Here is a 15,238-nt window from a genome sequence, read left to right on the forward strand (position 1 = left end):
GCCCTATTATAGCAGAAATCGGCAGTTTCCGGAGGTGTCCATCTTTTTTCATTCATCGGATGGCGCCACGTTGGCGGCAAAAGAATTGATCAAAATGGACACCATCTTTACTATCGCTGGTCACGGTGACCCACAAGGAATTAATGACCAAAGATTGAGTGCAGATAACAAAATCTGGCTGGATGATCCTGAGATCATTGCACAAATTGCTCGGGAAAGTGGCCATATAGAAGGACAAAAATATTATTGCGTGCATGTCAGACTGGATCAGCAGATTTTGCAAAGAGGCTTGCAATCGCAGCAAAATCTCCCGTGATTGCTCCTGTCGGTTATGGCGTCCTGCCATCAACAGATTTATCTGGTAGTAATGAAGGAAAGAATCCTTACAAATCTGGGGATAGCGTTTTCTTTTATTCCAAGAAAAAAGTCAGGCATTGGAGACGATGCGTCAATACTGGAGTTTCAATCTGATGGATAGGTATCTATCGATCCACAAATCACGGGAATGGAATTTAGCCCCGAGACAGGAAAACTGACTATTATTAGGGTGGAAATTGGATCGAGAATTGAAGGAAAAGAAACAAACTGCACACGGAAACAGGAGTTTTAAATGAAAGTGCGTAGAAAATCCATGGTTTCTGTTTTCATTTCTGCATTCGTGGTGCTGGTTTGTGCCCAGAATATTCAAGCAGAGAAACAGACTGCTACTACGATAACGCATCTCCTTAGTTCCAGTGAGACAGCGCATTTATCAAGATTAGCTGCCGAAGGTGATCCTAAAGCAGCCTTTCGCTTGGGGCTGGATGCCGAAGAAAGGGAAGCTCCTATCGAGGAGCAAATATTCTGGATGCAAATTGCTCAGGAGAATGGTCACCCCTACGCGATGTCTGGGTTATCTGCAATGTATTACCGAAAGGGTGGAGAGTTTGCATGCATAAGATCCCTCTATTGGCTAAAAAAATTCCATAACGCTGAAATCGAAAGAGATAAAAAATACGACGATCTAGAGAGGAGAAATAGAGAGAAATTCGTGGAGTCCGCCGACAAGTGTAAGTAAAGTATTTATTGTTGTTTTTTCAACGACTATTTTGGAACATTCGCCTGTTCTGGTGAGATTATCTGGCGCCGTGTTGAATATACAGATACGGTAATCCCCTGACAGTGGCTTCCTCTGGTGTGGTTTTCAGGCGGCTGTTTTGAGTTTGGGGTTGGGTGTTTCCTTTGGCTGTTTGGGGATGCCTGAGCTGACACCCCGAAAGACCGCACCATCCGCGCTTCGGGCAATGGCGGTGCCGTCCTGGCCACCCACAGCCCCACCGCCGGCCTGATCCGCCTGCTGCCCAACCGGCAAGGCAGTGTCATCGGCTGGTTGCGCCCCGACGGCAAGTTGGGCGGGGCCTATACCTACGACGCCTATGGAAACTCACCCCAGGCCGGCGCAGCGGGACCGGCTTTCCGCTATGCCGGGATGTGGTTCGATGCGGAAACAGGCCTGTACCACAAGTCCAACCGCGCGTACGATCCGGTTGATGGGAGGTGGATGCAGCTTGATCCCATTGGCATCAAGGATGGGCTCAACCGGTACGCCTATGTGAAGAACTCGCCGGTGATGTACACAGACCCAAGCGAGCTTTGCCCATGGTGTTTGGGAGCGGTGCTTGGCGGTGGATTCGAGCTGGCGGGTCAACTGTCGAAGCCCGAGAACAGGGAGCTATATGCTGCTGCGTTTAATAATCTACGAGATGGAAACTTTGCCGCTGCTTTTGATGCAACGAAAGCAAACTTAGGCAAAATTGCAGTGGCAGCTGCTGTTGGAGCAACTGGCGCAACCGCAGTTCAAGTTTTTTCCAAAGCTGCCTTGAGTAGTTCGGCAGCATTAAGTTCTGAAGTTGCTATCGGCGTTGTATCAGGAGCAGTTCAAAATGCTGTCAATGCTGGCATTGACGGAAAATCGTCGGGTGATATCGCTTAGTCAGCAGTAATAGGAGCTGGTATCGGTGCTCTTGGTTCAGGCGTTGGAGCTATTATTGGATCAAAAGCCGGCGAAATTGTATCGGATAGGGTTCTGGAAGGGACGGCAAATGCGACCACACAGGGCGCGAAGGACTTAGCATCCGCACAGGCCAAAGCTGCTGGAGAGCGCATAGGCGCAACAGTTGGTACAGTGTCAGGTGGAGCTCTGGGTTCAACTATGCAGTCTGGCTTTGATTGCGCTAAGGATCGTGATTGCCTGAGATAAAACAGAAGATTGCGCTGAAGGAGTAGCCCAAATGCATGAGAGAAAGGGGAAATTTTATCTTTTAATGAGCGGGCTATTCAGCCCAATGCACGCAACTTACTCGACGCTGATTACTATATACAATATGTATCTAGTATATAGATATCTTTATAATGATGCTCCACCTGAGATTTTTGTTGCGCCATCATTTATTTTATGTGGCGGATATTTATTATTATCCATTTATATTTCTGCTTTGAATTTGCGAAAGGGATTCAGGTTTTTGTGATAATGTGTACAGATACGGTAATCCCCTGACAGTGGCCTCCTCTGGGGTGGTTTTCAGGCGGCTGTTTTGAGTTTGGGGTTGGGTGTCTCCTTTGGCTGTTTGGGGATGCCTGAACTGACACCCCGAAAGACCGCACCATCTACGCCTCGGGCAATGGCGGGGCCGTCGTGGCCATCCACAGCCCCAGCGGCGGCTTGATCCGGCTGCTACCCAATCGCCAGGGCAGCGTCCCCTGGCGGAGACGACGGAGATATAAAGGGTTGCGCGATAGATAATGGCGGTGGGGCAGGCGGGAAGGTCCGCAATTGACCCTCTTCAGCACATAAACCCGCCTGTCCGCTTGCCGCCCCCATAACGCCCCCCCCTTCCTCACCGCACCATGGCCAGTTCCACCGCCGGGCGCATGGCGATGGCGGCGGTGTAGCCCAGGTGGATCAGTTCTTCGGCCCGTTCGAATTCCAGGATGCCGATATGGCCGATGCGGGGCGTGATCAGGACGTCCGGCGGTTCGCCGGCCAGGCGGGAGCGGGTGATGCGGTCCTGCATGATGTCGATGGAGCTGGCCATCACCTCCAGAATGCCGGGGGCGGGGGTGCGGGGCGGTTTGGTGAAGCGGGCCTGGAACTGCTGGCGCGCATTCTCCCCCACTTCATTCAGCTTGGCGGCCAGTTTGGCCAAGGGCTTGGGGATGGGGCGGGGCGGGAGTTCGGCGGTGGCCGTGTCCTCGATCGGGTGTTCGGGCAGGCTGACATTGACCGGCCCCAACTGGGCCTTGGACAGGCGCGGCATCTGCGACAGGTCGCCATTCAGATTGATGGCAATCACCACTTCCGCCCCCAGCGCCCGGCACAGCGAGACGGGAACCGGGTTGACCAGGGCGCCATCGGCCAGCCACATATTCTGAAACGGCACTGCCGGGAACATGCCGGGGATGGCGGCCGAGGCGCGGACCACGTCCAGCAGATGCCCCTCGCGCAGCCAGACCTCCTTGCCTGTTGACAGGTCGGTGGCGACGGCCGCAAAGGGGATCGACAGGGCCTCGATCGGGATGTCGGTGCGGGGGTTGCGGAACCGCTCATAGGCCTTTTCCACACTGACCAGCCCGCCGCGCGAGAAACTGAGGTCCAGCAGCTTGATCGTGTCCAGCATGCCGAATCCTTTGGCGAATTCCTTCAGTTCCTCCAACTGATCGGTCAGATAGGCCGCCCCGACCAGGGCGCCGACCGACGTGCCGGCAATGATATCGGGTTTCAGCCCGAATTCGGACAGGGCACGCAGCACGCCCACATGCGCCCAACCCCGCGCGGCACCACTGCCCAATGCCAGACCGATTTTCATCATGCTGTCCGCTTTTGCTGTCATAATCGCCGGTGACCCCGCAAGACCTTGTGCGAAGGAGGGCTTGGGGGCAATAGATTCAAGGTAGTGTACCTAAAGGACGAACGATGCGCGCCGTTATCGCCCATCTGCTATGGCCGCTGCTGGTGGCGGTCTGTATTGCCGGTTACTGGTATGGCGGGCAGGTAGGGTATCCTGTTCTGGCCTTCAACCTGACCTATTTTGGGCTGGCGATAATGCTGCTGATCCTGGAACGGGTCATGCCCTATGAACCGGCATGGATGACAAGCGATGGGCAGTTGCTGAATGATATCGCCCATACCGTGCTGAACAAGGGGCTGGGGCAGGTGATCGCGGCGTCGGTCGCCATGCTGGGCCTGGCCCAGACGGGGCCGGAGGCGGCATCCGGTTTTTGGCCGGGCGACTGGCCGCTCTGGGCCCAGGTGCTGCTGGCCATGATCCTGGGTGAATTCGGGCTTTATTGGGCGCACCGCACCAGCCACGAATTCCGCGCCATCTGGCACTGGCATGCCATCCATCACAGTGTCACCAAGCTGTGGATCGTCAATACCGGCCGGTTCCATTTCCTGGACAGCATCTGGAAGACGGCCTTTGCCCTGACCATCGCCGGCGTGGCGGGTGCGCCCAAGGATGTGATTGTCTGGGTGTTGGCCATCACCACCTATATCGGCTTTCTGACCCACTGCAATGTCGACATGCGCTGTGGCCCGCTGAACTGGGTCTTCTCCACGCCGGAACTGCACCGTTGGCACCATAATCGCGACCCGATTGAGGGCAATGTGAACTATGGGGAGAATTTCATCCTGTGGGACATGGTGTTCGGCACCCGTCATCTGCCGTCTGATCGCAAGCCACCGGCCAATATCGGCTGTAAAGACGCCGTGCCCGACAGTTTCCTGGGCCAATTGGCCTATCCGTTCCAGGCCTGGGCGCGGCGCGACTTCTTCAACAAGAAGAAGGTGGTGTAACAGGAACGCCGCGTAACCGTCACAAGGGCGCAAGACCTTCAGCGTTGGTTTGTGCTATGGCGTAAAAAGGTTCTTATCCAAGGGGGATTTCCGATGCGCATCGCCGTCATCGGCACCGGCTATGTCGGTCTGGTCTCTGGTGCCTGTTTTTCCGAGTTCGGGGTGGAGACAATCTGCGTCGACAAGGATCAGGGCAAGATCGAGCGGCTGTTGAAGGGGGAGATCCCGATTTACGAGCCGGGGCTGGATGCCCTGGTGGAAAAGAATGCCAAGGCCGGGCGCCTGTCCTTCACCACCGATCTGCCGGCGGCGGTTGCCGGGGCCGATGCGGTGTTCATCGCCGTGGGCACGCCGTCGCGCCGCGGCGATGGCCATGCCGACCTGTCTTATGTCTATGCCGCGGCGGCGGAGATTGCGGCGGCGCTGGACCCTGACGATTACACTGTCATCGTGACCAAGAGCACGGTACCGGTGGGCACGGGGCGTGAGGTGGCGCGCATCATCCGCAAGACGCGGCCGGAAGCCGATTTCGACGTGGCGTCCAATCCGGAGTTCCTGCGCGAAGGGTCCGCTATTGAGGATTTCATGCGCCCCGACCGGGTGGTGATCGGCACCGACAGCGACCGGGCGCGCCAGGTGATGCGCGCACTCTACCGCCCGCTGTTCCTGATCGAGACCCCGATGGTCTTCACCAGCCTGGAGACGTCGGAACTGATCAAATATGCCGCCAACACGTTCCTGGCCGCCAAGATCACCTTCATCAACGAAGTGGCCGACCTGTGCGAGAAGGTGGGGGCCGACGTGCATGACGTGGCCAAGGGCATCGGCCTGGATAACCGTATCGGCAAGAAGTTCCTGCATCCCGGCCCTGGCTATGGCGGGTCCTGCTTCCCCAAGGATACGCTGGCCCTGGTGAAGACAGCACAGGATTATGGCAGCCCGCTGCGCATCATCGAAACCGTCGTGGACATCAACGATAAGCGCAAAAAGGCCATGGCCGAGCGCGTGATCGCCGCCTGTGGCGGGTCGGTTGCGGGCAAACGCATCGGCGTGCTGGGCGTGACCTTCAAGCCCAATACCGATGACATGCGCGATGCCCCGGCGCTGGACATTCTTCCGGCCTTGCAGGCGGCGGGCGCCATGGTCGCCGCCTATGATCCTGCGGGCCGGCACGAGGCGGAAAAGCTGCTGCCCGGTGTTGAATGGGCCGCGGATGCCTATGGCGCCCTGGAGGGCGCGGATTGTGCCTTGGTCCTGACGGAGTGGAATGAATTCCGCATGCTGAACCTGGGTCGGCTGCGCAAGACCATGAACAGCCCGGTTCTGGTCGACCTGCGCAACATCTTCAATCCGGAGGATGCGGAGATGGCGGGCTTTGCCTATCACTGTGTCGGGCGGCCGGGACGGGTGAAGAAGCCCAAGGGTGAGGCGCATTGACGGCGCCTTTGCCGGCCTGATGCGGATAATCAGACAGCGACATCCGCCTTGATCGGTGGATGGGGATCATACCCATCCACCCGAAAATCCTCGATCCGGTAACCATCAATGCTGTCGGGCTGCCGCGCCAGGGTGAGGCGGGGCAGCGGGCGGGGGACGCGGGTCACCTGTTCACGGGCCGCGTCCAGGTGGTTCAGATAGAGATGGACGTCCCCGCCCATCCACACAAACTCACCCAGTCGCAATCCCGCCTGCTGCGCCAGCATGGCCTGCAAGGCCACGGCCCCCGTCAGGTTAAAGGGCAGGCCCAGCAGCACGTCGCAACTGCGCTGATACATCAGCCCGTTCAGACGGCCGTCGCTGGTCACATGGTACTGATAGACCATGTGGCAGGGGGGCAGCGCCATGCCGCCCAGATCCGGCACGTTCCAGGCGTGGAACAGCAGGCGGCGGCTGGCGGGTGTTTCACGCAACCCCTTGATCAGGGCTGCGATCTGATCATGCTCCCGCCCGTCGGGCCCCAGCCACCGGCGCCATTGCTTGCCATAAACGGGACCGAGTTCGCCCCACCGCGCGGCAAAGGCGTCATCCTCCACCACCCGCTGTTCAAACTCCTTCTGGCTGATCGCCTCCCCCGTCTCCCGGCGGTAGGCAGCCAGTGGCCAGTCGGTCCAGATGGTCACCTTTTCCTTCAGCAACGGCTGGATATTGGTGCCCCCGGTCAGGAACCACAGCATCTCCTTGACCGCCATTTTCCAATAGACACGTTTGGTGGTCAGGATGGGGACCGTGCCGTCCGACAGGTCGAAGCGCATCATCGCCCCGAACAGCGACAGGGTTCCGACACCGGTCCGGTCCACGCGGCGGTCGCCACGGGCCAGGATGTCTTCCATCAGGTCCAGATATTGCTGTTCGGGATGGCGCATCGACCGTCCGCTCCGGCTGCCATGTGCTGTGTCGGGTTGTTCATTAGCCCGGTGGGCGGCTATTGTCACCCATCGACCGACTGGAGACCTTGCCTTGCATCTTTCCGTGATCGCCGCCGTCGCCCGTAACGGGGTCATCGGCCATGAAGGCCGCATGCCCTGGAAGCTGCCCAATGATCTGCGCTTTTTCAAGCAGGTGACCATGGGCAAGCCCATGATCATGGGCCGCAAGACCTGGGAAAGCTTCGGGTCCAAGCCCTTGCCCGGCCGCCCGCATATCGTGGTCACCGGCAACCGCGCGTTCCAGGCTGAAGGCGCCATTATTGTCCATGACCTGGAAAGCGCCATTGAAACCGGCAGACGTCTGGCCGAAGAGGCGGGTGGTGATGAGGTGATGGTCATTGGTGGGGCGCAGATCTATGCCGCCGCCTTGCCTCTGGCCACCCGCGTGTTCCTGACGGAGATCGCGGCCAGCCCGGTGGGCGACACCCATTTCCCGGACTTCGACCGCACCGCCTTCCTGGGCGAGGAACTGGGTATGCAGATGGCCAAGGGGCCGGACAGCCCGGCCTTCCGCGTCATGCTGTTCCACCGGCGGTAATGAGATGGCGGGGCTGCATCCCTGGCAACGGATAACGCTCGGGTCAGGGTTGGTGCTGTCGGCAGCATCCAGGGTCCGGCTTGACCCAGCCGTGCTGGACCACCAGGTGCAGGCTGTCATCGACAGCGTTCCGGATGAGAGACGCAACCGTTTCGGCAATCCGAACGGTGACTGGACCGCGATCCCATTGTTGTGCCAGGACCAGAAGGGCGGGGCAGTGCCGCAGCCGCCGCTGGCCCATATCCCGATCCTGACGGACCTGCTGCGCGATGCAGGTATTGACCCGTTTGGCCTGTATGTCACACGACAGCCGCCCGGCGTGGACCTGAAATGGCATTTTGACCATCAGGCCCTGCATTTGGACATCTGTCGTTTGCTGCTGCCGGTACGGGTGCCGGGGAATGCCTTCACCTGGATCGGGCATGAGCAGGTGGCCTATCCGCCCGGCACCCTGTGGACGGGGGATTTTGCCCTGCCGCATCAGGTCGAAAACCAGACGGTCCAGGAACGGATTGTCATCGCCATCGACAGTCTCGTGACGCCAGCCATCCAGTCCCTGTTCCCCGAGGCGCTCTACGCCGATCCGGAAAGGCGCCGCGCCCTGGCGCTTACCGGCATCAACCTGCTGCTGCACGCCCGCAACCAGACCCTCTGAAGCACCCCAACAAAATTCTTGACCGACCGTTCGTTTTTGTCCAATGTCTCCATCGGAGACTTTGCCATGCTGAAAATCATCCTTCCCCTGTTGTTCAAGGTGAGGCCCAAAATGGTCTATGACATGATCCGCCAGCAGATGGTGGGTTCACTGCCCTTTGTGCGCCATTGCGGCATTGATCTGGTGGCCCTGGGCGATGGTGTGGCGGAAGCCCGCGTCAGTGATCAGGCGGCGGTGAAAAACCATCTGGGCACGCCCCATGCCGGCGTCATTTTCACGCTGGCTGAAACCGCCAGCGGTGGCGCCATGGCCGGGGCCATGGCACCGGTATTGTTGACTGTGCGGCCCGTGGCGGCCCAGGCAACGATCCAGTATCTGAGTGTGGCCAAGGGCGACCTGCGCGCCATGGCGCGAACCGGCCGACCGGGAGCAGCGCTGCGGGCGGAACTGGAGGCCGAGGGCAAAGTGCGTTTTCCAGTCGAGGTGGACATCCTGGATGGAGAGGGACAGACCGTGTCCAAGATGGTGGTGGAATGGTACGTCAGTCCCAAACGGACCTGAATGCAGACCCGGCCCCCCGCCGCGGCAATTTCCATCATGGCGATCTGCGTGCCGCCGCCCTGACGGCGGCCCTGGCGATGGTGGAGGCGGGAGGGCCGGAGGCGCTGTCATTCCGGGCGGTCGCCGTGGCGGTTGGTGTCAACCACCGCGCGCTGTACCGGCATTTCGCCGACAAGCACGACCTGACCCTGGCCTTGGCTGCGCAGGGATTCGACCGGCTGGCTGGCGTGATCCAGATCGGATTCGATACCGACGGGGGACAGGCAAGGCCCGGCCCGCTTTACCGCGCCTATGTGGATTTTGCCTTAGATCGCCCCGCGCTATACGCCTTGATGTATGGCATATCGGGCCAGGATTACCTGACCCACCCGGCCCTGGCCCCGTCCGTCGCCAAGGTTACGAGATTGGCGGGCAAGGCCTTTCGCCGGGCGGATGACCCGCCGGGTTTCAGCATTGCCCTGCGCGACCGGGTGATGCGTGCCTGGGGGGAGGTGCATGGGCTGTGCGACCTGTGGCGCCGCGGTGCCCTGCGGGCGCGGGATGTCGGGGCTGCCAGGGCCTATATCCTTGCTTTGCTGGCACAATGATGCGCCCGCCACCTCTGCGCCCCGCGATATCCGGCCGCGACGCATTGGCACTTCACGCCGCCCCGTGCCCGGCTATCTTCTGCATCCCATGCAACTGACCACTATCCCCGACGCTCTCCTGCCCGACGCGCTGGCAACCCTTGCCAGTCACCTGCCCCCCGGCAGCCTGACCGCGCAGGTCCTGACCCGCATCGCCGCCACGCGCGATCTGATCGCGTTGGGCGTGGACACGCCCGCCCACCGGGCGGCCGCTGTCGATCTGGCCCGCGCCTTTGGTATCGGGGTTATTGATGAGGCACCACAGGACGCGTTTTCCTATGATGGTCGCGCCATCCGGACGCGGTCGGAAGCCTATGTCCTGATCCATGAGGTGGCGCACTGGCTGGTCGCCCCGCCCGAACGCCGTAGCCTGATTGATTTCGGTCTGGGGGCCGGACCGGAGTCGGGCCGTATCGACGAGGCCAATCACGCCATCGCGGTGGGCAAGGAAGAACAGATCCGCGAAGAGGCGTTGGCGTCCCTGCTGGGCATCCTGTGGGAGGTGGAACTGGGCCAGCCGGCCATCCTGGCCTTTCTGGAACAGAACTGGCTGGAGGGGTGGGAGCGGCCCTCCTGCGCGGAGAATCTGATCGACAATGTCGAGGCGCTGTTTCAGGCGGGTTTGATCAATGCGGATGGGCGGCCGATTCCGCCGGAATCGTGCGTGGATTGCGCCCGCGCCGCAGCTTGATTTCGTTATTTCACACCCCCTTGCGGGTGGTTTGAGGATGCGGTTCCCTGATGGCAAAACCATTTGCCCCAGGGGGGAAACATGTCCGGCGCACCCGCCATCCTGTCCATGATCGGCAATACCCCGATCGTCCGTGTCAGCCGTTTCGATACCGGCCCGTGCGAGCTGTATCTGAAGCTGGAAAACCAGAATCCCGGCGGGTCCATCAAGGACCGTATCGCCCTGAAAATGATCGAAGCGGCCGAAGCCGAAGGCAAGCTGGCCCCCGGCGGTACGGTGATTGAGGCAACAGCCGGCAATACCGGCCTGGGGCTGGCGCTGGTCTGTGCCGCCAAGGGCTATCGCCTGATCCTGGTCATCCCCGACAAGATGGCCACCGAAAAGATCAATAATCTGCGCGCCCTGGGCGCCCAGATCCATATCACCCGGTCCGATGTGGGCAAGGGGCACCCTGCCTATTACCAGGATATTGCCGAGCGCCTGTCCCAGGAAATCCCTGGCAGTTTCTATGTGAACCAGTTCGCCAATCCCGCCAATCCGCGCGCGCATGAGGAATGGACGGGTCCGGAAATGCTGCGCCAGATGGATGGCGATCTTGATGCGGTGGTCGCCGGCATCGGGTCGGGCGGCACCTTCACCGGTCTGGGTGCCTTCTTCGCCAAGGCCAGCCCCAAGACGGCCATGGTCATCGCCGATCCGGTCGGGTCCATCATCGCCGATCTGGTCAACAAGGGCACGCATGACGAACCCGGTTCCTGGGTCGTTGAAGGCGTGGGCGAAGATTTTGTGCCCCCCATCTGTGATCTGGCCTACGCCAAAGCCGCCTATTATGTCAGCGATACAGAAAGCCTGAACGCCGCGCGCGACCTGCTGCGGCTTGAGGGTATCCTGGCTGGTTCCTCATCAGGCACCCTGTTCGCAGCGGCGCTGAAATATTGCCGGGCCCAGACCACGAAAAAGAAGGTCCTCACCTTCGTCTGCGACACGGGCAACAAGTACCTGTCGAAGATGTTCAATGATGCCTGGATGGAAGACCACGGCTTCACCCCGCGCGAACGGCACAATGACCTGCGCGACCTGATGACCCGTCGTTTCGACAAGGGGCAGGTGGTCACCGTGGGCCCGGAGGATACGCTGCTGACCGCCTATAAGCGCATGCGCATCTCCGACGTGTCACAGTTGCCGGTGATGGAAGGCGAGCGGGTGATCGGCATCCTGGACGAAAGCGACCTGCTGCTGCATGTCGAAAAGGACCCGGCCCGGTTCCGCGACAAGGTCTATACCGCCATGGTCAACCGGCTGGAGACCCTGCCCGTGACGGCGACGATGGCTGATCTGCGGGCCTTGTTCAACCGCAACATGGTGGCCATCATCATGGATGGCGGCACGTTCCTGGGCCTGCTGACCCGCACCGACGTGCTGAACCATCTGCGTCGGCAACTGGGGTGAAGGATGCGGAAGGGTCAGGGTGGAAACAAGGCACCACCCTGACCATGGGCCGGGCAGGGTGCACAGAAAATAACCAATATTTTACAGTATGATAAGCGTGGTTTTCGTGGGAAGCTGACGGCCCTTTAAGCCCTGCCGGAGATGCTCCGCGATGACCCGCCCGCGTTCGCTTGCCCTGTGGCTTTGCCTTGCTACCGCGCTGTGCGCGATACCGGCCATGGGGGCCTGGGCGCAGAAGGAAAGTGCCACGGTGACGGCGCTGCCCATGGGCAAGGCCATGGTGTCATCGGCAGACCCGCGTGCCACCGATGCGGGGCGAGAGATTCTGCGTCAGGGCGGATCGGCGGCCGATGCTGCGGCGGCCCTGATGCTGGCCCTGACGGTGGTGGAGCCTGAATCATCCGGCATCGGCGGTGGCGGCTTCATGCTGTACCACCCGGCAGGGTCCAAGGACACGTTCAGCTATGATGGGCGCGAGGAAGCGCCATCGGCGGCCAAGCCAGACCGGTTCATGCAGAACGGCCAGGAAATGGATTACGAGCTGGCACGGGCGGGCGGCCTGTCCGTCGGGGTGCCGGGTAACATCCGGCTGATCGAACTGGCCCATGCCCGCCACGGCAAGCTGCCCTGGAAGGCGCTGTTCCAGCCGGCCATCAAACTGGCACGCGACGGTTTTGTTGTGACCCCGCGCATGGTGAAGATGCTGGAGGAGCAGAAGCCGCTGCTGTCTGCTTCCAAAGAGGCGCAGGAGATTTACTACCAAGCTGACGGCACGCCCAAGCCGGCCGGATCGGTCATCAAGAATCCAAAGCTGGCTGAGCTTCTGACCCTGGTGGCAGAAAAAGGGGCCGATGCGTTCTACACCGGACCGGCAGCGGAGCGGCTGCGTGCGGCAGTGGGCAATGCGCCGCGCAACCCCAGCATCATCACCGCGCAGGATATGGCGGATTACCGCGCTGTGCCGCGCCCGCCCGTCTGCGGCACCTACCGCGTCTATACTGTCTGTGGCATGGGGCCGCCCTCGTCCGGCGGGATTGCCGTGTTGACCATCCTGAAACAAATGGAGGGGTTCGACATTCCGGCCTTGGGGCCGAACAGCCTGGAGGCATGGCACATCATTGGCGAATCGATGCGGCTGGCTTATGCCGACCGGGCGAAATGGTTGGGTGATCCTGACCATGTGAAGGTGCCGGTCGAGGGGCTGACCGACCCCGCCTATATCAAGGAACGGGCCCGGCTGATCGACCCGACAAAGGCCATGCCAACCGCGCCTGCAGGTCATCCCAAGGATGCGCCGCGCGTGTCGGACATTGCTGACAATGAAGTGGCTGGCACCACCCATTTCTCTGTCGCCGATGAATGGGGCAATGTCGCTGCCATGACCTCCACCATCGAGGATATCTATGGCTCGGGTATCCTTGTCGACGGCTATGTGCTGAATAACGAGCTGACGGATTTCAACTTTATCCCCGACGTGGACGGTGTTCCCACCGCCAACCGTGTGGAACCCGGCAAACGTCCCCGCAGTTCCATGTCGCCCACCATCGTCTATGACCAGAATGGTCAGGCGGTGCTGGCCATCGGGGCGGCGGGTGGCCCGACCATCATCGCGCAGGTGGCCAAGGCCATCATCGGGGTCCTGGATTGGAAACTGGATGTGCAATCCGCCCTGGCCCTGCCCACCTTCATGGGCAGTGGCAATGAAATCCGTATCGAGGCGGGCACGCATGTGGGGGCCATGGCCGACAAGCTGCGCGCCATGGGGCACACTGTCACGGTCGATGATTTCGGCGGCAAGCTGAACGGGATCGATAAGATGACGGGCCAGTGGCGCGGCGGCGCCGACCCGCGCTCTAACGGGACGGCCGGCGCACCATAATGGCGGCGGGCGCACCCACCGCGCCAACAGGGGACGAGGTGCATTCCCCCGGTAACGGGCGGCACCCCAACATCCCCCTTTAAACCCGCGATCCAATCGCCTATATCAAGCCTGTCGGGTTCGCCCGACTATGGGGATAAACGCGGTGTGGAATAGACGTTGCGGACCCGGGGGCGGTACCCGGCGCCTCCACCATTCACTCCCGGCCGGATGGCCAGGGGTTCATGGGGGCGAAACAGGATCGACGCGCGTAATAAAGGCATAGTCTTCCCTCGGCATGATACCGCCGTTATCGGGTCAAACCTCATAGATGCCAACGATAACTCGGCGTCTGACCTTCGCATGGCTGCCTGATTCCCCCTAAAGGGCGTTAGTCAGTTTGCTTAAGTCGCAGCCCGGGGGGAGCTGGGCAACAGAATCCCCCCACCTTGTTTTTGTTCCCTCAGGCGCCGGGCGCCGCCTCCGGCGGCTTGGCTTACGCGACCATGGGGTCGCGGGCGCTCAACGCGCCAGCCAAGCTGCGCTTGGCATCATGTTTTCCGTCAGGCGCCGGGCGCCGCCTCCGGCGGCTTGGCTCACGCGACCATGGGGTCGCGGGCTCTCAACGCGCCAGCCAAGCTGCGCTTGGCATCATGTTTTCCGTCAGGCGCCGGGCGCCGCCTCCGGCGGCTTGGCTTACGCGACCATGGGGTCGCGGGCGCTCAACGCGCCAGCCAAGCTGCGCTTGGCATCATGTTTTCCGTCAGGCGCCGGGCGCCGCCTCCGGCGGCTTGGCTCACGCGACCATGGGGTCGCGGGCTCTCAACGCGCCAGCCAAGCTGCGCTTGGCATCATGTTTTCCGTCAGGCGCCGGGCGCCGCCTCCGGCGGCTTGGCTTACGCGACCATGGGGTCGCGGGCGCCGTTAAACCCGCATGGCCGCGTGCGGGAACCCAGACATTTGCGCCCGACGCTTGATTATCCGTCCGTAATAGGCTTGTCTGAGCCCCATGGGGGACGGATGGGTCCGTCGCGTTCGATGCCAGGGGTTTACCGTACCGATGTCCGAGGAAATGCTCCGCTATGACCGCATGGTCGAAGCCGCCAAGCGCGGCGTCGTCAGACAGGCCCTGCGAGAGGTTTTGAGTCGGGGCGGTCAGCTACCCGGCGAACATCATTTCTACATCACCTTCCGCACCGACGCGGAAGGCGTGGATATCCCCGATTATCTCCGCGCCAAGTACCCGACGGAGATGACCATCGTTTTGCAGTACCAGTTTTACGATCTGACGGTGGAGAACGATAAGTTCGCCGTTACCCTGTCCTTTGGTGGGGTGCTGCGGCGGCTGGTCATTCCCTTCATTCACATCATCACCTTCGCAGACCCATCGGTGAATTTTGTCCTCCAGTTCCAGCCCGATGACATGCCGGAGATGCTGGTGGAGGAGGACGAGATGGAAGAAGCGGGGGCGACGCCGGACGTGGCCGCCGTTCCAGCCGATGATCAGCCCAAGCCCTCCGGCACCGTGGTGGCCCTGGACGCCTTCCGCAAGAAGTAGGGGCTGCCAAAACGCGGTTGCCAAAGCGGGTAGATGGCACCA

15 protein-coding genes and 1 other RNA gene are annotated in these 15,238 nt (G+C 60.9%); 14 read left to right on the forward strand and 2 right to left on the reverse strand.

What is annotated here, in order from left to right:
• The 3 genes from CHU95_RS15725 to CHU95_RS15735 form a co-directional block, all read left to right on the forward strand.
• Positions 1 to 316, forward strand: a 316-nt coding sequence (locus CHU95_RS15725; RefSeq protein WP_207762520.1) for a hypothetical protein, incomplete at its 5' end; no start/stop codon positions are given.
• Between the two features lie 294 nt (positions 317 to 610).
• On the forward strand, positions 611 to 1,057 hold the full coding sequence (locus CHU95_RS15730) for an SEL1-like repeat protein (RefSeq protein ID WP_133065546.1): 447 nt from the start codon (positions 611 to 613) through the stop codon (positions 1,055 to 1,057).
• 330 nt (positions 1,058 to 1,387) lie between these two features.
• Positions 1,388 to 1,972: an RHS repeat-associated core domain-containing protein gene (locus tag CHU95_RS15735; RefSeq protein WP_207762521.1), complete on the forward strand. Its 585-nt coding sequence runs from the start codon at positions 1,388 to 1,390 to the stop codon at positions 1,970 to 1,972.
• Positions 1,973 to 2,876: 904 nt separating this feature from the next.
• On the opposite strand, the gene CHU95_RS15740 is transcribed toward CHU95_RS15735, so the two are convergent.
• A complete protein-coding gene (locus tag CHU95_RS15740) occupies positions 2,877 to 3,848 on the reverse strand; it encodes a patatin-like phospholipase family protein (protein WP_281255171.1) in 972 nt (323 codons plus the stop codon).
• Positions 3,849 to 3,952: 104 nt separating this feature from the next.
• Between CHU95_RS15740 and CHU95_RS15745 the strand changes: the two genes are divergently transcribed.
• Together CHU95_RS15745 and CHU95_RS15750 are read left to right on the forward strand one after the other, a co-directional pair.
• Positions 3,953 to 4,834: a sterol desaturase family protein gene (locus CHU95_RS15745; RefSeq protein ID WP_094457310.1), complete on the forward strand. Its 882-nt coding sequence runs from the start codon at positions 3,953 to 3,955 to the stop codon at positions 4,832 to 4,834.
• Positions 4,835 to 4,927: 93 nt separating this feature from the next.
• Positions 4,928 to 6,271, forward strand: a complete 1,344-nt coding sequence (locus tag CHU95_RS15750) for a UDP-glucose dehydrogenase family protein (protein ID WP_094457311.1) — start codon at positions 4,928 to 4,930, stop codon at positions 6,269 to 6,271.
• Positions 6,272 to 6,300: 29 nt separating this feature from the next.
• Here CHU95_RS15750 and thyA read toward each other — a convergent pair whose 3' ends face one another.
• Positions 6,301 to 7,197: a thymidylate synthase gene (thyA, locus tag CHU95_RS15755; protein ID WP_094457312.1), complete on the reverse strand. Its 897-nt coding sequence runs from the start codon at positions 7,195 to 7,197 to the stop codon at positions 6,301 to 6,303.
• 94 nt (positions 7,198 to 7,291) lie between these two features.
• Here thyA and CHU95_RS15760 point away from each other — a divergent pair, with 94 nt between their 5' ends.
• From CHU95_RS15760 to CHU95_RS15800, 9 genes are all read left to right on the forward strand, one after another.
• Complete coding sequence (locus CHU95_RS15760; protein WP_165772214.1) at positions 7,292 to 7,798, forward strand: dihydrofolate reductase; 507 nt, start codon at positions 7,292 to 7,294, stop codon at positions 7,796 to 7,798.
• 4 nt (positions 7,799 to 7,802) lie between these two features.
• Positions 7,803 to 8,453, forward strand: coding sequence for an aspartyl/asparaginyl beta-hydroxylase domain-containing protein (locus CHU95_RS15765; protein WP_094457314.1), 651 nt, complete (start codon positions 7,803 to 7,805; stop codon positions 8,451 to 8,453).
• Between the two features lie 66 nt (positions 8,454 to 8,519).
• Positions 8,520 to 9,014, forward strand: a complete 495-nt coding sequence (locus tag CHU95_RS15770; protein ID WP_207762522.1) for a DUF4442 domain-containing protein — start codon at positions 8,520 to 8,522, stop codon at positions 9,012 to 9,014.
• On the forward strand, positions 8,987 to 9,601 hold the full coding sequence (locus tag CHU95_RS15775) for a TetR/AcrR family transcriptional regulator (protein WP_094457315.1): 615 nt from the start codon (positions 8,987 to 8,989) through the stop codon (positions 9,599 to 9,601). Before CHU95_RS15770 ends, CHU95_RS15775 begins: the two co-directional genes overlap by 28 nt.
• 88 nt (positions 9,602 to 9,689) lie before the next feature.
• Positions 9,690 to 10,331 (forward strand): elongation factor P hydroxylase, encoded by a 642-nt coding sequence (locus tag CHU95_RS15780; protein ID WP_094457935.1) that lies wholly within the window; start codon positions 9,690 to 9,692, stop codon positions 10,329 to 10,331.
• An 81-nt stretch (positions 10,332 to 10,412) separates the two neighbouring features.
• Positions 10,413 to 11,780 (forward strand): pyridoxal-phosphate dependent enzyme, encoded by a 1,368-nt coding sequence (locus CHU95_RS15785; protein ID WP_094457316.1) that lies wholly within the window; start codon positions 10,413 to 10,415, stop codon positions 11,778 to 11,780.
• Between the two features lie 151 nt (positions 11,781 to 11,931).
• A complete protein-coding gene (gene ggt, locus CHU95_RS15790; protein ID WP_094457317.1) occupies positions 11,932 to 13,659 on the forward strand; it encodes a gamma-glutamyltransferase in 1,728 nt (575 codons plus the stop codon).
• A gap of 74 nt (positions 13,660 to 13,733) precedes the next feature.
• Positions 13,734 to 14,087: a transfer-messenger RNA gene (ssrA, locus tag CHU95_RS15795) on the forward strand.
• Between the two features lie 611 nt (positions 14,088 to 14,698).
• The gene (locus CHU95_RS15800) at positions 14,699 to 15,196 is read left to right on the forward strand and encodes an SspB family protein (RefSeq protein ID WP_094457318.1); all 498 of its coding nucleotides are present in this window, start codon (positions 14,699 to 14,701) and stop codon (positions 15,194 to 15,196) included.
• Positions 15,197 to 15,238 lie beyond the last annotated feature (42 nt).

Source organism: Niveispirillum lacus, assembly GCF_002251795.1.
Lineage (GTDB): Bacteria > Pseudomonadota > Alphaproteobacteria > Azospirillales > Azospirillaceae > Niveispirillum > Niveispirillum lacus.